The sequence below is a fragment of the Streptomyces sp. WMMC1477 genome, assembly GCF_027460245.1.
Taxonomy (GTDB): Bacteria; Actinomycetota; Actinomycetes; order Streptomycetales; family Streptomycetaceae; genus Streptomyces.
Genome location: NZ_JAPZBD010000003.1, coordinates 3,447,126 through 3,469,585, shown reverse-complemented (window position 1 = coordinate 3,469,585; position 22,460 = coordinate 3,447,126). Strand labels below are relative to the sequence as shown.

Here is a 22,460-nt window from a genome sequence, read left to right as displayed (position 1 = left end):
AAGGTCGGTCCGTTCACGGGTTCCCCAGCTCCCCGTCGAGGAGGTCGAACAGTTCGTCGTCGGAGGCACCGTCGAGGTCCTCGTCACCGGTGTCCTCCACGGCCGGCTCCGGCTCCGCCAGCCTGCCGAGCAGCGCCCGGAGCCGGTCCGTCATCCGGTGTTCGACGATGTCGTCCGCGCTGGCCGAGCCGATGATCTGTTCCAGGCGTTCCAGCTCGGCGGCGAGCGTCGGGGCACCGCCCGTCCCCTCGGGAACCGCGACCTGGGAGTGGATGTGGTGGGTGAGCGCGGCGGGGGTGGGGTGGTCGAAGACGAGGGTGGCGGGCAGTCGCAGGCCGGTGGCGGCGTTCAGCCGGTTACGCAGCTCGACCGCCGTCAGCGAGTCGAAACCCAGATCCTTGAACGGGCGGTCGGCGTCCACGGACTGCCCGGCGGCATGCCCGAGCACGGCCGCCACGTGCGAACGCACCAGGTCCAGCAGGAGCCGCTCTCGCTCCCCCTCCCCCAGCCCGGCGAGACGCTCGGCGAGAGAGGCCGCGCCCGCACCCGTGCCGCCGGTCGGCCCGACGACACGACGGCCCACGCCCACGGGCGCCCGCACGAGGCCGCGCAGCACCCCCGGCACCATGCCGTCTGCGGCGAGACGCCGCAGTCCCGCCACGTCCATCGGGCTCGCCAGCACGAGCGGCTCGTCCGAGGCCACGGCGCGGTCGAACAGGGCCAGCCCGTCGGATGAGGTGAGCGGCAGCAGGCCGCCCTGCCCGAGACGGGCCTGATCGCGGTCGCCCATGTGCCCCGTCATGGCGCTGGCCTGCTCCCAGTAGCCCCAGGCCACAGAGGTCGCCGCCTTGCCCTGGGCGCGGCGGTGGTGGGCCAGGGCGTCCAGGAACACGTTCGCCGCCGCGTAGTTGGCCTGCCCGGGGCTGCCGAGGAGACCGGCACCGGAGGAGTAGAGGGCGAAGAGGGCCAGGTCGGCGTCGCGGGTGAGCTCGTGCAGGTTGACCGCCGCGTCCACCTTCGGCCGCCACACCCGCGCCACCTGCTCCGGCGACAACGAACCCACCAGACCGTCGGCCAGCACACCGGCCGCGTGCACCACACCGGTCAACGGACGCTCGGCCGGAACGGCCTCCAGCACACCCGCCAACGCCTCCCGGTCCGCCGCGTCACACGCCACCACCTCGACAGCGGCCCCCAACCCGGACAACTCCGCCACCAACTCGGCAGCCCCCGGCGCCTGATCACCACTGCGACTCGTCAACACCAGATGCCGCACCCCGTGCCCGACCACCAGATGCCGCGCCAACAACGACCCCAACGTGCCCGTCCCACCGGTGACCAACACCGTCCCGTCCGGGTCGAGCGAACCGGGAACAGTCAACACCACCTTGCCCACATGCCTGGCCTGGCTCATGTACCGGAACGCCTCCAGCGCACGCCGCACATCCCACGACCGCACCGGCAAAGGCTCCACCACCCCCTCCCCGAACAGGGAGAGCACCGTGCGCAGAATCTCTCCGATCCGCTCGGGACCGGCCTCACCGAGTTCGAAGGCGGCATAGCGGCAGCCGGGATGCTGTTGCGCGAGCTCTTGCGGGTCACGGAGGTCGGTCTTGCCCATCTCGACGAACCGGCCGCCAGGGGCGAGTAGTTCGAGCGAGGCATCGACGTACTCACGGGCCAGGGAGTTGAGGACGACATCGACGCCCGCGCCCCCGGTGGCGGACTTGAAGGCGTCGCGGAAGTCCAGGTCGCGGGAGGACGCGATCTCATCGTCGGAGAGCCCCAGCGCGCGCAGCGCACCCCACTTCCCCGGACTCGCCGTCGCCAACACCCGCGCCCCGAAATGCCGGGCCAACTGCACGGCCGCCATACCGACACCGCCCGCCCCCGCATGCACGAGCACCGTCTCCCCCGCCCGCAGACCGGCCAGATCCTTCAGCCCGTAGTAGGCGGTCAGGAACACCACGGGAACCGACGCCGCCCGCTCGAACGACCACCCCTCGGGAATCGGGGCGAGTGTGCGCGCGTCGGTGACGACGAGCGGCCCGAACGCGTGCGGGAGCACACCCATCACGCGGTCACCGGGCGCCAGGCCGTCGACGCCCTCGCCCACCTCCAGGACGACGCCCGCGCCCTCGCTGCCCAGGATCGGCTGCCCCGGGTACATGCCGAGGCTGATCAGGACGTCGCGGAAGTTCATTCCGGCGGCGCGCACGCCAATCCTGACCTGCCCGGCCGCGAGCGGTGCCCCGGCCTCCGGGGCGGGCAGCAGGGCCAGCCCGTCAAGGGTCCCCGGCGTCCTCATGTCCAGCCGCCAGGCCGCGGCACCGGCGGGCGGCTCCAGCGCGCCGCCCCCGGGAGCACCCGTGCGGGCCAGTCGCGGCGTCAGCACCTCGTCGCCCCGCACGGCCACCTGCCACTCCCCGGCCTCCAGCGCCGCCGTCACGGCCTCGGCGATCGGGTCGGTGCCCGGCTCGCCCGCGGGGTCGAGGTCCAGCAGCAGGAAGCGTCCCGGGTTCTCCGACTCGGCGGACCGGACCAGGCCCCACACCGGCGAGGTCACCAGGTCGTGGACGTTCTCGTCCCCCACGGCGACAGCGCCTCGGGTGACGACGACCAGCCGGGCGTCCGCCCACGCGTCCCCGGCCAGCCACTCCTGGACGACTGCGAGCACCTCGGCCGTGATGCGCTCGGCGTCCTGGGCCGGACCCCACTCGGTCGCCGGTCCAGTGGCGGGCTCGGGCCGGGACTGGGGCGCGGACGGGGCGTGGAAGACCAGTCCCGGAGCCGGAACCCCGGCCTCGACGACGACACGGAGCCCGTCGAGGTCGAGATGGGAGTCCACGGCCAGCCCCGACGCCTGGACGGCCGCCCCGACGGCGAACCGGTCCTCGGTGCCGAGCACCGCCCAGACCGCCTCCGGGGTCACATCCTCCGGAGCCGGAAGCGCCGTCCAGTCGAGACGGAACAGCCCGTCCTGCCCGGCGCCGAGATCCGGGCCCATGCCCGAGCCCGAGCCCAGCCGACCGGGAGAGACGGGACGCAGGACGAGCGAGGCCACCTCGGCCACCGGCTGCCCCGTGACGTCCGCGACCTCCACGGACAGCGCGTCCTCCCCCGCCGCGGTGATCCGCACCCGGACACGATCGGCACCGGCTGCGAACAGCGACACACCGGTCCACGCGAACGGCAACCTCACCGACTCCGGGGAGGTGGCGCCGGCGTCGTGGGCGCCGACGAAGCTCCCGTAGCCGTTGGCGTGCAGGGCAGCGTCCAAGAGGGCGGGGTGGATGCCGAACCCGGCCGCCTCCTCTTGCCGTTCGTCCGGCAGCGCAACCTCGGCGAAGATCTCGTCGCCGCGTCGCCACGCGGCCCGGAGCCCCCGGAAGGCCGGCCCGTAGCCGTACCCTGCCTCCTCGGCCCCGGCGTAGAAGCCCGACACGTCAACGCGTTCCGCGCCCGGCGGGGGCCACACCGTCAGCTCCGTTGCGGACGGGGTGACCGGCCCGGTGCTCAGCGTGCCGTCGGCATGCCAGGTCCAGGGAGTGTCCGGCTCCGCGTCCTCCGCACGCGCATGCACGGTCATCCGTCGGCACCCGGACTCGTCCGGCGGGCCGACGACCACCTGAAGGTGCACGCCGCCGCGCTCGGGAAGGATCAGCGGCGCGTGAAGGGTCAGCTCGTCCAGGCGCCCGCAGCCGACCTCGTCCCCGGCCCGCACGGCCAACTCCACGAACCCGGTACCGGGGAAGAGCACGGTTCCGCCGACGGCATGGTCGGCCAGCCACGGATGCGTCCGCGTCGACAACCGCCCGGTCAGCATCACGCCCCCATCGGCCGCCAGACTCACCGCAGCCCCCAGCAACGGATGCCCAGCGGCAGCCAACCCCGCGCCACTCACATCCCCGGCACCCGACACCGACTCCAGCCAGAACCGCTCACGCTGAAACGCGTACGTGGGCAGATCAACCCGCCGCACGGACCGGCCCGCGTAGACAGCCGACCAGTCGACATCCACACCCCGGACCCACAACTCCGCCGCCGACGCGATGAACCGGGCCGACTCATCCTCATCCCGACGCAACGTTCCGACGACGGTGGCCTCGGTGTCGGCGGCCTCCGCGATCGCCTGCACACCCATCGTCAACACCGGATGGGCACTGACCTCGACGAAGGTACGGTGACCGGACCCCAGCGCCTCGGTCACGGCATCGGTGAACCGCACCGGCTCCCGCAGATTCGCGTACCAGTACGCCGCGTCCATCGTGGAGGTGTCCAACACCCCACCCGTCACCGTGGAAATCACCGGCACCCGGGACTCGTGCGGCTCCACGCCGGCCAGAGCCTCCAACAGCCGCGTGCGAATGTCCTCCACGTGGACCGAGTGCGAGGCGTAGTCCACCGGAACCCGACGAGCCCGCACCCCGGCCGCCTCCGCCATCGCCGCGATCTCCTCCAACGCCCCCGGCTCCCCCGCAACCACCGTCGCCGACGGACCATTCAGCACCGCAACCGAGACCCGACCCCCGAACGGCTCCACCCACGCCGCCGCCTGCTCCACACCCGTCGCCAACGACACCATGCCCCCACGACCCGCCAACTCCTCCCGGATCGCAGCCGACCGCAACGCCACCACCCGCGCCCCGTCCCCCACACTCAACACACCCGCCACCACCGCAGCCGCAATCTCACCCTGCGAATGACCCACCACCCCAGCAGGCTCAACACCCAAGGACTCCCACACCGCCGCCAACGACACCATCACCGCCCACAACACCGGCTGCACCACATCCACCCGATCCAACCAACCCTCATCCCCGCCCGTCAGCACCTCACGCAACGACCACTCAACGTGCGGAGCAAGGGCCGTCTCACACTCCGCCAGACGATCCGCGAACACCGGCGACGACGCCAACAGCCCCCGGCCCATCCCCAACCACTGCGAACCCTGACCCGGAAACACCAACACCACACCATCAGCACCGTCGGCAACGCCCGACACCAGGTTCCCGGAAGCCTCAGCGGATGCGAACGTGCGCAGTCCGTCACCGAGTTCAACGGTGTCAGCGCCCCACACCACAGCGCGGTGCTCGAACGCGGTGCGCGAGGACAGGAGGCTCCAGCCCACGTCCTGCGAGTTCATGGCCTCCGAGACAGCATCGGCCAGACGCTCGGCCTGGGCGGTCAGGGCCTCCGCCGAACGCCCGGACAGCACCCACGGCACGACGGCCGAGCCCGTGAGTCCGGTACCGCTGCCGGGAACGGTCTGCGGGCCGGACGTTTCGCCGGGCGGGGCCTCCTCCAGGATCACGTGCGCGTTCGTGCCGGAGATGCCGAAGGACGAGATGCCTGCCCTGCGGAGCCGCTCGCCGGTATCCCAGCCCTGCTGTTCCGTGAGCAGTTCGACCGCGCCTGTCGTCCAGTCGACGTGGGGGGTGGGCTCGTCCACGTGCAGGGTCCGGGGAAGCTCCCCCGCCCGCATCGCCATCACCATCTTGATCACACCCGCGACACCCGCCGCGGCCTGCGTGTGCCCGATGTTCGACTTCACCGACCCCAGCCACAACGGACGCTCCGCCTCCCGACCCTGGCCGTAGGTCGCCAGCAGCGCCTGCGCCTCGATCGGGTCACCCAACGTCGTCCCCGTACCGTGCGCCTCCACCACGTCCACATCACCCGGGGCGAGACCGGCGTTGGCCAGAGCCTGACGGATCACCCGCTGCTGGGACGGCCCGTTCGGCGCCGTCAGACCGTTCGACGCACCGTCCTGGTTCACTGCCGAACCCCGCACCACCGCCAGCACCCGATGCCCCTGACGACGAGCGTCCGACAACCGCTCCACCACCAGCACACCCACACCCTCCGCCGGACCGAAACCATCGGCCGCACCCGCGAACGCCTTGCACCGACCGTCCTCCGCAAGACCACGCTGACGGCTCAGCTCCACGAATCCCGTCGGGGTGCACATCACCGTGACGCCGCCCGCGAGCGCGAGGTCGCACTCCCCCTGGCGCAACGACTGCACCGCCATGTGCAACGCCACCAGCGACGACGAACACGCCGTGTCCACCGTCACCGCCGGACCCTCCAGCCCGAGCTGATAGGCCACCCGGCCCGACGTCACACTCGACATGTTCCCCGTCCCGAGGAAGCCCTCGATGCCATCGGGGACGGCGTTCAGCCGCGCTACGTACTCGGAGGCCAGAGCACCGGCGAAGACCCCGGTCCGGCTGCCCCGGAGCGACATGGGAGCGATCCCGGCACGCTCCACCGCCTCCCAGGACGCCTCCAGCAGCAGCCGCTGCTGCGGGTCCATGGCCAACGCCTCGCGCGGGGATATCCCGAAGAAGCCGGCGTCGAACTCGGCCGCTCCCGCGACGAATCCTCCACCGCGCACATAGGTCTTGCCCTGTGCGTCCGGGTCCGGGTCGTAGAGGTTCTCGTCCCAGTCGCGGTCGGTGGGGAAGGCGGTGATCGCGTCGTCGCCGTCCCGCACCAGTCGCCACAGGTCCTCCGGCGACGCGACGCCCCCCGGGAAGCGACAGGACATTCCGACGATGGCGATCGGCTCGTCGTCCGTCGTGGTGACGCCTGCGTCCAGGCCGACGGGGGCCGTCTCCGCGCCGGTGACCTGAGCGCGAATGTGGGTGGCGAGGATGGTGGGGGTGGGGTGGTCGAAGACGAGGGTGGCGGGCAGTCGCAGGCCGGTGGCGGCGTTCAGCCGGTTACGCAGCTCCACGGCCGTCAGCGAGTCGAAACCCAGATCCTTGAACGGGCGGTCGGCGTCCACGGACTGCCCGGCGGCATGCCCGAGCACGGCCGCCACGTGCGAACGCACCAGATCCAGCAGGAGCCGCTCTCGCTCCCCCTCCCCCAGCCCGGCCAACTGCGCGCCCAGCTCGGAACCGTCGCCGGAACCGCCCGCTCCCGACGCTCCCACGAGGCGTCGTGTCGCGCCTCCGGGCGCGGCCCGTACCAGGCCACGCAGCACGCCGGGCAGCACCCCGTCTGCGGCGAGACGCCGCAGACCCGGCATGTCCAGGGGGCTCGCCAGCACGTGGGCCTCGTCCACGGCCGTCGCACGGTCGAACAGGGCCAGTCCGTCGGATGAGGTGAGCGGCAGCAGGCCGCCCTGCCCGAGACGGGCCTGATCGCGGTCGCCCATGTGCCCCGTCATGGCGCTGGCCTGCTCCCACAACCCCCAGGCCACGGACGTCGCCGCCAGGCCCTGCGCCCGGCGGTGGTGGGCCAGGGCGTCCAGGAACACGTTCGCCGCCGCGTAGTTGGCCTGCCCGGGACCACCGAACACCCCGGAGGCGGAGGAGTAGAGGGCGAAGAGGGCCAGGTCGGCGTCGCGGGTGAGCTCGTGCAGGTTGACCGCCGCGTCCACCTTCGGCCGCCACACCCGCGCCACCTGCTCCGGCGACAACGAACCCACCAGACCGTCGGCCAGCACACCCGCCGCGTGCACCACACCGGTCAACGGACGCTCGGCCGGAACAGCCTCCAGCACACCCGCCAACGCCTCCCGGTCCGCCACGTCACACGCCACCACCTCGACAGCGGCCCCCAACCCGGACAACTCCGCCACCAACTCGGCAGCCCCCGGAGCCTGATCACCACTGCGACTCGTCAACACCAGATGCCGCACCCCGTGCCCGACCACCAGATGCCGCGCCAACAACGACCCCAACGTGCCCGTCCCACCGGTGACCAACACCGTCCCGTCCGGGTCGAGCGAACCGGGAACGGTCAACACCACCTTGCCCACATGCCTGGCCTGGCTCATGTACCGGAACGCCTCCGGCGCACGCCGCACATCCCACGACCGCACCGGCAAAGGCTCCACCACCCCCTCCCCGAACAGGGAGAGCACCGTGCGCAGAATCTCTCCCGCTCGTTCCAGGCCACCGTCGCCGGGGCTGTAGTCGCGGTAGGTGACGCCCTCGTGCGTACGGCCGACATCCTCCGCCGAGCGGATGTCGGTCTTCCCCAGTTCCAGGAACCGGCCGCCGCGCGGGAGGAGTTCGAGGGAGGCATCCACGTACTCACCGGCCAGGGAGTTCAGGACCACGTCCACTCCGGCCCCGTCCGTCACCGCGAGGAACTTCTCCCGGAAGTCCAGATCACGCGAGGACGCGATCTCGTCCTCGCAGAGCCCCAGCTCACGCAGCGCACCCCACTTCCCCGGACTCGCCGTCGCCAACACCCGCGCCCCGAAATGCCGGGCCAACTGCACGGCCGCCATACCGACACCGCCCGCCCCCGCATGCACGAGCACCGTCTCCCCCGCCCGCAGACCGGCCAGATCCTTCAGCCCGTAGTAGGCAGTCAGGAAAGCGACGGGAACCGACGCCGCCCGCTCGAACGACCACCCCTCCGGCATCCGGGCCACCACACGGGCATCCGTGACCGCAACGGGACCCAGGCCACCGGTGAGGAATCCCATCACCCGGTCGCCGACCACGAGGTGGTCGACTCCCTCGCCCACCTCGACGACGACACCGGCGCCCTCGCTCCCCATGACCGTCTGCCCCGGCACCATGCCGAGACCGATCAACACGTCCCGGAAGTTCAGCCCCGCCGCCCGTACGGCGATCCTCACCTGCCCGACGGTGAGCGGCGCCTCCGCCTCCGGCGCGGGCAGCAACCGCAGGCCCTCCAACGTCCCGGAAGCCGCCGTGTCCAACCGCCACGCCGACGCACCGGCAGGCGGCACCAACGCACCACCGGCATTCACACGCGCCAACCGGGGCACCAACACCTCACCGCCCCGCACCGCCACCTGCGGTTCCCCGGCCTCCAGCGCCGCCGTCACGGCCTCGGCGACCAGATCGGCGCCCATGGCATCCGTCGGGTCCAGGTCGAGCAGCAGGAATCGGTCCGGGTTCTCCGACTGCGCGGAGCGCAGCAACCCCCACACCGGGGCTGCCGCCAGGTCGGCGACCCCGCCTCCGTCGACGTCCACGGCGCCACAGGTCACCACCACCAGCCGGGTGTCGACCAGCGCTTCCTGAGCCAGCCACTCCTGGACGACGGCGAGCAGTTCCGTCGTGGTCCGCAGGGCCGCCTCCGCGGTCCCCTCGGCAAGGCCGACGGGGACGGGGTACAGCACCGCCTCCGGTGCCGGGACCCCGGCGTCCAGCACGGCCCGGAGACCCTCCATCGTCGGGTAGGCGTCCACAGCCAAGCCCGCACCCTGGACGGCCGCGCCCACGCCGAGGCGGTCGTCGGCTCCGAGGACCGCCCAGACGCCGGCCCCGGTCAGCTCCTCCTCGACCGGCACCGCGGTCCATGCCGTGCGGAAGAGGTCATCGCCGGGCGCCTCGCCCGCGGCCAGCGCCGCAGCCGACACCGGTCGCAGGACGATCGACCGCACCTCCGCCACCGGCTGCCCCGTCGCATCGGCCACCTCCACGGCCAGGGCGTCCTCTCCCGCGGCGGAGATACGCACCCGCAGCCGGTCCGCTCCGGCCGCGAACAGCGACACCCCCGTCCACGCGAACGGCAGTCGCAGCGCATCAGCGTCACCGCCGAAGTCCCCGTACCCGTTCGCGTGCAACGCTGCGTCCAGGAGTGCGGGATGGACGCCGAAGGCCCCCGCGTCCCCGCGCGGTTCCTCCGGCAACGCAACCTCGGCGAACACCTCGCCACCGCGCCGCCACGCCGACCGAAGCCCGCGGAACGCCGGGCCGTAGCCATAGCCCGCGGCCTCGACGGCACCGTAGAAATCGGACACGTCGACCCGCTCCGCACCCGGCGGCGGCCAAGCGGTCAGGTCCATGGTGGGCGGAGCTACGGGCGCAGCGCCCAGAGAGCCGTCGGCGTTCAGCGTCCAGGCGTCATCGGACGCCGCCTCCTCCGGGCGTGAGTACACCGCAAGCTCTCTCCCACCCCTCTGATCCGCCGGGCCGACGACCACCTGAAGGTGCACGCCGCCGCGCTCGGGAAGGATCAGCGGCGCGTGAAGGGTCAGCTCGTCCAGGCGCCCGCAGCCGACCTCGTCCCCGGCCCGCACGGCCAACTCCACGAACCCGGTACCGGGGAAGAGCACGGTTCCGCCGACGGCATGGTCGGCCAGCCACGGATGCGTCCGCGTCGACAACCGCCCGGTCAGCATCACACCCCCATCGGCCGCCAGACTCACCGCAGCCCCCAGCAACGGATGCCCAGCGGCAGCCAGCCCCGCGCCACTCACATCCCCGGCACCCGACACCGACTCCAGCCAGAACCGCTCACGCTGGAAGGGGTAGGTGGGAAGGTCGACCCGTTGGGTGGACCGCCCCGCGTAGACGGCGGTCCAGTCGATGTCCACGCCCCGGACCCACAGCTCCGCCGCCGAGGCGATGAACCGGGCCGACTCATCCTCATCCCGACGCAGCGTTCCGACGACGGTGGCCTCGACCTCGGCGGCCTCCGCGATCGCCTGCACACCCATCACCAACACCGGATGGGCACTGACCTCGACGAAGGTGCGGTGGCCGGACGCCAGAGCCTGCGAGACCGCGTCGGTGAACCGCACCGGCTCCCGCAGATTCGCGTACCAATACGCCGCATCCATCGTGGAGGTGTCCAACACCCCACCCGTCACCGTGGAAATCACCGGTACCCGGGACTCGTGCGGCTCCACGTCGGCCAGAGCCTCCAACAGCCGCGTGCGAATGTCCTCCACGTGGACCGAGTGCGAGGCGTAGTCCACCGGAACCCGACGAGCCCGCACCCCGGCCGCCTCCGCCATCGCCGCGATCTCCTCCAACGCCCCCGGCTCCCCCGCAACCACCGTCGCCGACGGACCATTCAGCACCGCAACCGAGACCCGGCCCCCGAACGGCTCCACCCACGCCGCCGCCTGCTCCACACCCGTCGCCAACGACACCATGCCCCCACGACCCGCCAACTCCTCCCGGATCGCAGCCGACCGCAACGCCACCACCCGCGCCCCATCCCCCACACTCAACACACCCGCCACCACCGCAGCCGCAATCTCACCCTGCGAATGACCCACCACCCCAGCAGGCTCAACACCCAAGGACTCCCACACCGCCGCCAACGACACCATCACCGCCCACAACACCGGCTGCACCACATCCACCCGATCCAGCCAACCCTCATCCCCGCCCGTCAGCACCTCACGCAACGACCACTCAACGTGCGGAGCAAGGGCCGTCTCACACTCCGCCAGACGATCCGCGAACACCGGCGACGACGCCAACAGCCCCCGGCCCATCCCCAACCACTGCGAACCCTGACCCGGAAACACCAACACCACACCACCCGAACCACCCGAACCACCCGCAACAACCCCCGAAACCACGTTCCCCACCACCTCACCCGACGCCAACGCCCCCAACCCCGACGCCAGCTCACCCGACCCCGAACCCCACACCACCGCACGGTGCTCCCACACCGAACGCGACGACACCAGACCCCAACCCACATCAACCGGATCCAAACCCACCGAAGCCTCAGCCACACGACCCGCCTGCGCCGCCAACGCCCCCGCCGAACGCGCCGACACCACCCACGGCACCACCGAAGACCCGGACAATCCGCCAGCACCGGAGAGCACCACCGCACCGGCCTCCGGCCCCTCGTCCTCCGGAGCCTCCTCGACGATCACGTGCGCGTTCGTGCCCGAGACACCGAACGACGACACCGCACCACGACGCGGCCGGTCACCCCGACGCACCCACTCCCGCGCCTCACGCAGCAACCGCACACCACCCGACGACCAGTCCACATGCGGCGTCGGCTCATCCACATGCAACGTCCGCGGCAACACCCCGCACCGCAACGCCATCACCGTCTTGATCACACCCGCCACACCCGCGGAGGCGCCGGCGTGGCCGATGTTGGACTTGATCGAGCCGAGCCAGAGCGGCCGGTCCGCCTCCCGGCCCTGCCCGTAGGTCGCCAGCAGCGCCTGCGCCTCGATCGGGTCACCCAACGTCGTACCCGTGCCGTGCGCCTCGACGGCGTCGACGTCAGACGCGGTCAGACGGGCGTTCTCGAGGGCCTGCTCGACGACGTTGCGCTGGGCGAGCTCGCTGGGGGCGCTGAGGCCGTTGCTGGCGCCGTCCTGGTTGGTGGCGGAGCCGCGGAGGACGGCGAGTACCCGGTGGCCGTGGCGGCGGGCGTCGGCGAGGCGTTCCAGCAGGAGCACGCCCACCCCCTCGGACCAGTTGGTGCCGTCGGCCGAGGCGTCGAAGGCCTTGCAGCGGCCGTCGCGGGCGAGCCCGCGCTGCCGGCTGAAGCCGACGAAGCCCGAGGGCGTGGGGAGGACGGTGACGCCGCCGGCGAGGGCGAGGTCGCACTCGCCCTGTCGGAGTGCCTGCATGCTGAGGTGGGTGGCGACGAGTGACGACGAGCACGCGGTGTCCACCGTCACCGCCGGGCCTTCGAGGCCGAGGACGTAGGAGACGCGGCCGGAGACGACGCTCGTCATATTGCCGGTGACGAGGAAGCCCTCGATCTCCTCGGGGACCGCGTCGAGGCGGGAGGCGTAGTCGGAGGCGACGGCTCCGGCGAACACGCCGGTGCGGCTTCCGCGCAGGGAGTGCGGGTCGATTCCGGCCCGTTCGACGGCCTCCCAGCTGGTCTCCAGGAGCAGGCGCTGCTGGGGGTCCATGGCCAGGGCCTCGCGCGGCGAGATGCCGAAGAACTCGGCGTCGAACTCGGCCGCGTCGTGCAGGAAACCACCCTCGGTGACGTAGCTCTTGCCGTGGGCGTCCGGGTCCGGGTCGTAGAGGTTCTCGTCCCAGCCCCGGTCGACGGGGAACGGCGTGATGCCGTCCCCGCCGGACTCGACGAGCCGCCACAGCTCCTCCGGCGAGCTGACGCCGCCGGGGTAGCGGCAGGCCATGCCGACGACGGCGACGGGTTCCTGGTCCTTGGCCTCGAGTTCCCGGAGGCGCTGCCGCACCTGGGAGTAGTCGGCGGTGACGCGCTTGAGGTACTCGCGGAGCTTGTCTTCGTTGCTGGTCATCGTCGGGACTCCTAGGCTCCAAGCTCGCGGTCGATCAGGTCGAACATCTCGTCGTCCGTGACGGATTCGAGGGCGCCGTCGTCAAGGACACCGCCGGTGCCGGGGGCGTCCTCGGCGGTGCCGGGGGCGGCCGCGCTGCTGCCGGTCCAGCGCCACAGCAGGGTCTGCAGCCGTTTGACGACGCGGGCGCGGGCGTCGTGGTCGGTCAGTCCGCCCTCGACGGCCGCGAGGGCGGTGTCGAGGCGTTCGATCTCGGCCAGCACACGGCCGGTCTCGTCGGCGGGGCCGCCGGTGCCGCCCTCCGGGTCGAGGAGGTCGTTCAGGTGGGCGGCGAGCCGGGCGGGGTCGGGGTAGGTGAAGGCGAGGGTGGCGGGGAGGGCGAGCCCGGTCTCGGCCGCGAGACGGTTGCGGAGTTGCACGGACATCATCGAGTCGAAGCCGACGTCCTTGAACGGCCGGTCCGCCTCGACCTCGTCCGGGGAGCCGTGGCCCAGGACGGCGGCGGCCTGGTGCCGGACCAGGTCGGTGAGCAGCCGGGCGCGCTCGGGTGCGGCGAGTCCGGCGAGCCGTCGGGCGAGGGCGGTGGCCGCCGCCGTGCCGTCGCCGGGCTGGGCGGCGGCGGCCGCCGTGCGGCGGCGGGTGCCCGGCCTCGCGTCGGACGGTGCCGCGCCCCCGGGCCTGGCGCCGTCCGCCGTCGCGGGGCCGGCCGGCTCGCCGGGGGCGGGCGCGGTGACGGCGTCCGTGCCGCGGCGGACGGTCTCGGCGAGCTGTTCGGCGTCGACGGGGCGTTGGACGAGCGTGCCGATCTCGGCGACGGGTTGACCGGCCGGGTCGGCGAGGGTGACCTGGATGCCGTCGGCGCCGGAGGGGGCGAGCCGTACGCGCAGCGCCGTGGCGCCGGAGGCGTGCAGGGAGAAGGCGGACCAGACGAAGGGCTGCCGCAGGCCACCACCGGCGTCCGTGGCGTCCGTGGAGGCCACGGCGGCTGCCTGGAGCGCGGTGTCCAGCAGGACGGGGTGCAGCCCGTAGCGTTGGGCGTCGGAGCGCAGTGCGTCGGGCAGGGCGACCTCGGCGAAGAGCTCGTCGCCGCGCCGCCAGGCCGCCTGGAGCCCCTGGAAGGCGGGGCCGTAGCCGTAACCGGCCTGCTCCAGGTTCTCGTAGAAGCCGCTGACGTCCACGGGTTGGGCGCCCAGCGGCGGCCAGACGTCCAGTCTGCGGTCGTCGTCCGGGACGTGGTCGGCGTCGGGGAGGAGGATCCCTTCGGCGTGGCAGGTCCAGCACACGCCCTCGGAGCCGTCCTCGGAGCCGCCCGCCGAGCCCTCCGCGGGGCGGTCCTCGGGACGGCCCTCGGGGCGTGAGTGGATGCCGACGGCGCGGGCCCCGGTGGCGTCGCGTGGACCGACGACGACCTGCAGCCGGGTTCCGCCGCGCTCCGGCAGCACCAGCGGGCTGTGGAGGACGAGTTCGCGCAGCCGGTCGCAGCCGACCTCGTCGCCCGCCCGTACGGCGAGCTCGACGAGGGCGGAGCCGGGCAGCACAGCGGTGCCGAGTACGCGGTGTTCGGCCGTCCAGGGGTGGGCGTGGGTGGCTAGGCGGCCGGTCAGGAGCACGGTGTCCCCGGTGCCGTCGGCGGGGCGCAGGGCGGCGCCGAGCAGCGGGTGCCGGGGGTCGGTGAGCCCGAGCCCGGTGGGGTCGCCGGAGGCGGCCGTCTGCCCGGTGAGCCAGTAGCGCCTGCGCTGGAACGGATAGGTGGGCAGGTCCACGGGGGCCGGGTGACGGCCGGTGAACAGGGCCCGCCAGTCGACGGGGACCCCGCGCACCCACAGCTCGGCGGCGGCGGACGTCAGCCGCGCGGTGCCGCCGTCGTCCCGGCGCAGGGTGCCGCCGACGGCGGCGGCGCCGACGGTCTCGGCGGCCCCCGGTGCCGCGGCGGCCTCCACGGTCTCCTGGACCGCCCCGACCAGCACCGGGTGCGGGCTGACCTCGACGAGGGTGGTGTGGCCCAGGGCGACGGCGGTCTCGACGGCCTTCCGGAAGGCCACCGGCTCGCGCAGGTTCCGGTACCAGTAGGCGGCGTCGAGCTGCTCGCCGTCGTGGAGTCCGCCGGTGACGGTGGAGACGAAGGCGACGCGGGACGGCGCCGGGGTCACCGGTCGCGCGACGTCGAGGAGCGCTTCGCGCAACGCGTCCATCTGCGGCGAGTGGGAGGCGTAGGTGTGGGCCACGTTGCGCGACCACACTCCGTCGGCCTCCAGTTCGGCGGAGAGCGCGTCGAGCTCCGCGTGCGGCCCGGCGACGACGGTGGACGCGGGGCCGTTCACCGCGGCCACGGTCAGGACACCTTCCCACCGGGCCAGGCGGGGCGCGAGTTCGTCCACGCCGAGCGCGACGGACATGAGCCGGCCGTGCTCGGCGAGTGGCGCCGCCAGCGCCGAGCGGGCGGTGACGATGCGGGCGCCGTCGTGGAGGCTGAGCGCCCCGGCGACGACGGCGGCGGCGAGCTCGCCCTGCGAGTGTCCGACGACGGCCGACGGGGTCACCCCCATGGCCTCCCAGACCGCGGCCAGGGACACCATGACCGCCCACAGCGCCGGTTGGATGATCTCGACGCGTTCCGTCCAGTCGCCCCACTTCGCGTCGGGGTCGGAGCCGTCACCGGTGAGCAGTCCGGTGAGCGACCAGGGGACGAAGGGCGCGAGAGCGTTCTCGCACTCCGCCATGCGGGCGGCGAACACCGGGCAGTCGGCCAGCAGTTCACGGCCCATGCCGAGCCACTGGGAGCCCTGGCCGGGGAAGACGAAGGTGACGCCGCCGACTTGCCCGGTCCGCCCGGTGACGGTGCCGGGCCCGGGTGCGCCGTCGGCCAGTGCTCGGGCGGAGGCGAGGAGCCCGGGCAGGTCGGGGCCGGTGAGGACGGCCCGGTGCTCCAGAGCGGCCCGCTGGGTGAGCAGGGCGTGGCCGACGTCGAAGGGGTCGGCGTCGGGAGCCGTTTCGGTGAGGTGGGCGGCAAGGCGGGCGGCCTGGGCACGCAGCGCGTCGCCGTCACGAGCCGACAGCACCCACGGCGGGGCCTGCGCCCGCCACAGCGGGCCCGCGCCGACGGCACCGGCAGCGCCAGCTCCCTCGGCCCCCTGAAGCTCCTCGGCCTCGTCGGGCTGCTCGGCGTCCTCGTGCTCCCCGGCGAAGGGGTCTGCGGCCTCCAGGATGACGTGCGCGTTGGTGCCGCTGATGCCGAAGGAGGACACCGCCGCGCGTCGCGGTCGGCCGGTGTCCGGCCACGGGGTGGCCTCGGTGAGGAGTGTGACGTCACCGCCGGACCAGTCCACGTGGGGGGAGGGCTCGTCGACGTGCAGGGTGCGCGGCAGGGTGCCCTCCCGCATGGCGAGCACCATCTTGATGATGCCGGTGACACCCGCGGCGGCCTGGGTGTGGCCGAGGTTGGACTTCACCGAGCCCAGCCACAACGGCCGGTCCGCCTCCCGGCCCTGTCCGTAGGTGGACAGCAGCGCCTGCGCCTCGATCGGGTCGCCCAGCGACGTCCCGGTGCCGTGGGCCTCGACGGCGTCGACGTCGGCCGGGGAGAGCCCCGCCTCGGCGAGGGCCTGGCGGATGACGCGCTGCTGGGACGGGCCGTTGGGCGCCGTCAGCCCGTTGGACGCGCCGTCCTGGTTGACCGCCGAGCCCCTGAGGACGGCCAGCACCCGGTGCCCGTTGCGGCGGGCGTCCGACAGCCGTTCCAGGACCAGCACGCCGACGCCTTCCGCCGGGCCGAAGCCGTTGGCGCCGGAGGAGAAGGCGCGGCAGCGGCCGTCCTCGGAGAGACCGCGCTGACGGCTGAACTCCAGGAAGATGCTCGGCGACGGCAGCACCGTGACGCCCCCGGCGAGGGCCATGCCGCACTCGCCGGAGCGCAGTGCCCTCGCTGCGAGGTGCAGCGCGACGAGGGACGAGGAACAGGCGGTGTCGATCGTCAGCGCCTGGCCCTCCAGGCCGAGCGTGTAGGCCACGCGGCCGGAGGCGACACTGGCCGAGTTGCCGATGCCGAGGAACCCTTCCAGGTCCTCCAGCCCGGGCCCGAGGGAGCGGGCGGCGTAGTCGAAGGAGACCAGGCCGACGAAGACGCCCGTGCGGCTGCCGCGCAGGCTGTGCGGGTCGATTCCGGCCCGCTCGACGGCCTCCCAGCTCGCCTCCAGGAGAACGCGCTGCTGCGGGTCCATCGCGAGGGCCTCGCGCGGGCTGATGCCGAAGAAGGCGGCGTCGAAGGCGTCGGCACCGGCCATGAACCCGCCCTGCCGTCCGTAGGTGCGGCCGGGCTGCTCGGGGTCGGGGTCGTAGAAGTCCTCGATGTCCCAGCCGCGGTCGTCGGGGCACGGGGTGATGGCGTCCCGGCCCTCCGCCAGCAGCTCCCACAGCTCCTCGGGCGAGGTCACCCCGCCGGGCAGGCGGCAGCTCATGCCGACGATCGCGATCGGCTCGTCGTCCACCGGGCGAGGCGCGAAGGCGGCGGGCAGCCCGGCGGCGGAGGTCCGCCCGGCGGCGTCCGCGTCCTCCGGGACGAGCCGTGCGAGCAGGTACCCGGCGAGGGCGCCCGCGGTGGGATAGTCGAAGACGAGCGTGGTCGGCAGCCGCAGCCCGGTGTGCGCGGTCAGCCGGTTGCGCAGGTCGACGGCGGTGAGCGAGTCGAAACCCAGCTCCTTGAAGGGCCGGTCCGGGTCCACGGTGCGGGACGACGCGTGCCCGAGGGCCGCCGCCACGTGCTCCCGGACGACATCGGCCAGAGCCCGGGCCCGGTCCGGTCCGGGCAGACCACGCAGCCGCGCGGTGAGCTCGTCCGCCGTGCCGCCCGAGCCCTCGGACCCCGCCGTCGGCCGCGTCGCGTCGAGCACGCGCCGGACGTCGGGGAGGTCGGCGATGAGGGGGCTCGGACGGCCCACCGTGAACGCGGGGGCGAAGCGCTCCCAGTCCACGTCCGCCAGGACGAGGTGGCCGTTCCCGGACGCCGCGCCGGGTACCGCCGCCGCGCCCGGCCCCGGAAAGCCCAGGGCGGCGCGGCTCAGCGCCGTGAGGGCCCGCTCGGGCGCCATCGGGAGCAGCCCGACGCGTCGCGCCCCCGCCGCCACCGTTCCCTCGGCGGCCATGCCCTGACCGGCCCACGGCCCCCACGCCAGCGACGTCGCCGGCAGCCCGGCCGCCCGCCGCTGCGCCGCGACGGCGTCGAGGAAGGCGTTGGCCGCGGCGTAGGCCGCCTGCCCGAGCGCCCCGACCGTACCGGCGAACGACGAGAACAGCACGAACGCGCTCAGTTCGGCACCGCTGGTCAACTCGTGCAGATTGCGCGCGGCGGCGGCCTTGGGACGCAGCACGCGGCGCAGCGACTCCGTCGTCAACGACCCCAGCACACCGTCGTCCACCACACCCGCGGTGTGGAAGACGGCGCCGAGGGGACGGTCCGCCGGAACACCGCCCAGCACCTCCGCCAACCGGTCCCGGTCCGCGGCGTCGCAGGCCGCGATCGTCACCGCGCAGCCCTCCGCGCGCAGTTCCGCGGCCAGCTCGACGGCCCCCGGCGCCTGCTCGCCCCGACGGCTCAGCAACAGCAGATGCTCGGTCCCCGCCTCCGCGAGCGACCTCGCCACCCGCGCCCCCAGCGCGCCCGTGCCCCCGGTGACGAGGACGGTCCCCTTCGGCGGCCACTGGACCCCGCGCGCGTCTCCGGTACCGCCCCCCTCGGTCCCGTCCTTCGCGCCCTGTTCGCCGCCGGTCGTCGACGAGCGGCGGGCGCCCGGCGCCGGCACCGGACCCGGCAGCGGCGCCCGTGTGAGCCGACGCGCCAGCAGGCCCGACGGTCGGACGGCGAGCTGGTCCTCGTCCCGCACGCCGGCCAGCACACCGGCCAGGAGACGCCCCGTCCGCTCGCCCCAACGCCGGGGGAGGTCCACGAGCCCGCCCCACAGATCCGGCTGCTCCAGCCCCGCCACCCGGCCGAGCCCCCACAGCGCGGCGCCCCCGGCCTCCGGGGCGGCGTCGGACGCCGTGGCCGCCACCGCACCCCGCGTCGCACACCACAACGGCACCGGGCCGCAGGTCGCCCCGGCTGTGCCGGTTGACCCAGCTGTGCCGGCTGGCCCGCGCGCCTGGAGAGCCTGAAGCGCCTGGAGCAGAGCCACGGTTCCGCTCATCGCCGGAGTGAGCCCGTCCCCGTCGGCCCGTAGGGCGGCGCCGTCACATCCGAGCAGCGACAACACCCCGGTGAGCGTCCCCGTCTCCCCAGCGCCCTCGTCGGTCGACAGCTCGGCCAGCTCCCCCGCGAGCCGCGCCACGTCAGGCGCCTCCGTCAGCGGCACCGACAGCGTCACCGCCTCGGCGCCGGCGGCTCCGAGCGCGTCGAGCACGGCCTGCTGCCACTCCACGTCACCGCCAGCCTCCGGGACGGCCACCACCCAACGGCCACGCAGCGTTCCCGGCCCGGCCTCCAACGGCTTCCACGTCACCGCGTACCCGAGCCCGCCCACAGCCTCCTGCTCACGGCTCCGCCTCCGCCACTCGGCCAGCGCCGGCAGGGCCTCGCGCAACGCGACACCGTCATCGCCGTCCAAGGCCCCGGCCAGCTCGCCCACGTCCTGCCGCTCGACGGCCTGCCAGAACCGCGCGTCCCCCACGTCCCCGGGCGACGCCGACCCGCCCGGGGGCCGCCGCCTCTCCAACCAGTAGCGGTCCCGCTGGAAGGGGTACGTCGGCAGCTCCACCCGGCGGGGCTCATGCCCGGCGAACACCGCAGGCCAGTCGACGGTGACCCCGCTGGCCCACAGTCTGGACACGGCCGAGGTGAACGTCTCCACCTCGCCCTTCCCACGCCGCATCGAAGCCACGAACACCCCGCCACCCTCACCCTCACCCTCAACACATTCCGAAGCCAACGCCGTCAACGACGCATCCGGACCCAACTCCCAGAACTTCCGCACCCCCGCAGACCACAACCACCCAACACCATCACCGAAACGCACCGCCTCACGCACATGCCGCACCCAATACCCCGGCGAACACAACTCCTCCCCCGCCAAACCACCCGACACATTCGACACCACACCCAAACTGGGCGGACTGAACGAAATCCCCTCCACCACACGCCCGAACTCCGCCAACATCGGCTCCATCAACGCCGAATGAAAACCATGCGACACCCTCAAACGACGCGCCTTCACCCCCGACACCGCACACCGCTCAGCCACCACATCCAACCCCGCCACCAAACCCGAAACCACAACCGACGACGGCCCATTGACCGCCGCCACCTCCACACCCCCAACCCCAGACAAAACCTCCCCAACCCAACCCAACGAAGCCTGCACCGCAAGCATGCCCCCACCCCCCGGAAGCCCCTGCATCAAACCACCCCGCGCAGCCACCAAACGACACGCATCCTCCAACGAAAACACCCCCGCCGCGAACGCAGCCGCCACCTCACCCACCGAATGACCCACAACAAAATCAGGCCGCACCCCCCACGACTCCACCAACCGCCACAACCCCACCTCCACCGCAAACAAACCCGCCTGCGCAAACACCGTCTCATCCACCAACCCCCCCACACCCGAACCCACACCAGACCCCAACACCTCACCCAACGACCGCGGCAACAACCCCTCAAACCCCCCACACACCTCAGCAAACGCCTCCCGAAACACCGGAAACACCCCAGCCAACTCCGCACCCATCCCCAACCGCTGCGCACCCTGACCCGAGAACAACACCGCAAGACGACCATCCACCACAGAACCCCCAGCCGAAACCACACCACCAAGCCGCTCCCGCAACTCACCCACATCCGCACCCCACACCACCGCACGACGCGACAACGCCGCACGACCCGACGCCAACGACCACCCCACATCCACCGCACCCAACCCAGAACCCACACCAGAACCCACACCAACACGCTCAGCCAACCGCCCCGCCTGAGCCACCAACCCCGCATCCGAAGCCGCCGACAACACCCACGGCACCACACCCACACCCACAGACGGCACCACCGGCACCTCACCCTCGGCAGACTCCTCCACCGGAGCCTGCTCGATGACCACGTGCGCGTTCGTACCGCTGATGCCGAACGCCGAGACAGCCGCTCGGCGCGGCTGCTCGCCGGAGTCCCAGCTCTCGGCCTCCGTCAGGAGGCGGAGCGTGCCGTCCGTCCAGTCGATGTGCGGAGACGGCTCGTCGACGTGCAGGCTGCGCGGCAGCACTCCGGCCCGCATCGCCATGACGGTCTTGATGACGCCCGCAACCCCGGCGGCGTACTGAGTGTGCCCGATGTTGGACTTGACCGAGCCGAGCCGTAGCGGCCGGTCGGCGGCCCGGCCCTGACCGTAGGTGGCCATGAGGGCGTGGGCCTCGATGGGGTCACCCAGAGTGGTGCCGGTGCCGTGGGCCTCGACGGCGTCGACGTCGGCCGGAGAGAGCCCGGCGTTGGCGAGGGCCTGGCGGATGACGCGCTGCTGGGCGGGGCCGTTGGGCGCGGTCAGGCCGTTGGACGCGCCGTCCTGGTTGACGGCCGAACCCCGCACGACGGCCAGCACCTGGTGACCGTTGCGCTGGGCGTCGGACAGCCGTTCCAGCAGCAGCACGCCGACGCCCTCGCCCCAGCCCGTGCCGTCGGCCGCGGCGGCGAAGGGCTTGCAGCGGCCGTCGGCCGCGAGTCCGCGCTGCCTGCTGAACTCGACGAACCCGAAAGGCGTGGCCATGACGGCCGACCCGCCGGCCAGGGCGAGATCGCACTCGCCCTGACGGAGGGACTGGACGGCCATGTGCAGTGCGACCAGGGAGGAGGAGCAGGCGGTGTCCACGGTGATGGCGGGACCTTCGAACCCGAAGGTGTAGGCGACGCGGCCGGAGACCACGCTCGAGGTGCTGCCGGTCAGGGCGTAGCCCTCGGTGCCTTCGGGCAGGGTCTCGCCGCTGGTGCCGTAGCCGGAGTGGCCGCTGCCGACGAAGGTGCCGACGGGACGGCCGCGCAGGGCGGCCGGGTCCAGGTCAGCTCGTTCCAGGAGTTCCCAGGAGGTCTCCAGCAGGAGGCGCTGCTGCGGGTCCATGGCCAGGGCCTCACGGGGCGAGATGCCGAAGAGTTCGGCGTCGAAGTCGGCCGCGTCGTAGACGAAGCCTCCCTCCCGCACGTAGGAGGTGCCCTGGCGGTCGGGGTCCGGGTCGTAGAGAGCGTCGAGGTCCCAGCCGCGGTCGGTGGGGAACGCGGACATGGCGTCGACGCCGTCGTCGACGAGCCGCCACAGGTCCTCGGGCGAGCGGACGCCGCCGGGATAGCGGCAGGCCATGGCGACGATGGCGACGGGCTCGCGTGCTGCCGCCAGGAGTTGCCGGTTCTGCTTGCGCAGCCGCTCGGTCTCCGTGAGCGAGGCCCGCAAGGCGGCAACGACCTTGTCGTTTCCGGTGGGGTTGGTCATGACGCCTCCGTGTTCCGGGT

1 protein-coding gene and 1 pseudogene are annotated in these 22,460 nt (G+C 73.0%); both read right to left on the bottom strand.

Features of this window, described 5'->3' with window-relative positions; all coding sequences use genetic code 11:
• Positions 1-13: 13 nt before the first annotated feature.
• On the bottom strand, positions 14-13,054 hold the full coding sequence (locus O7609_RS15610; RefSeq protein WP_443072255.1) for an SDR family NAD(P)-dependent oxidoreductase: 13,041 nt from the start codon (positions 13,052-13,054) through the stop codon (positions 14-16).
• Between the two features lie 266 nt (positions 13,055-13,320).
• Positions 13,321-22,440, bottom strand: a pseudogene (locus O7609_RS15605) (type I polyketide synthase); the annotation flags it as partial.
• Positions 22,441-22,460: the final 20 nt, after the last annotated feature.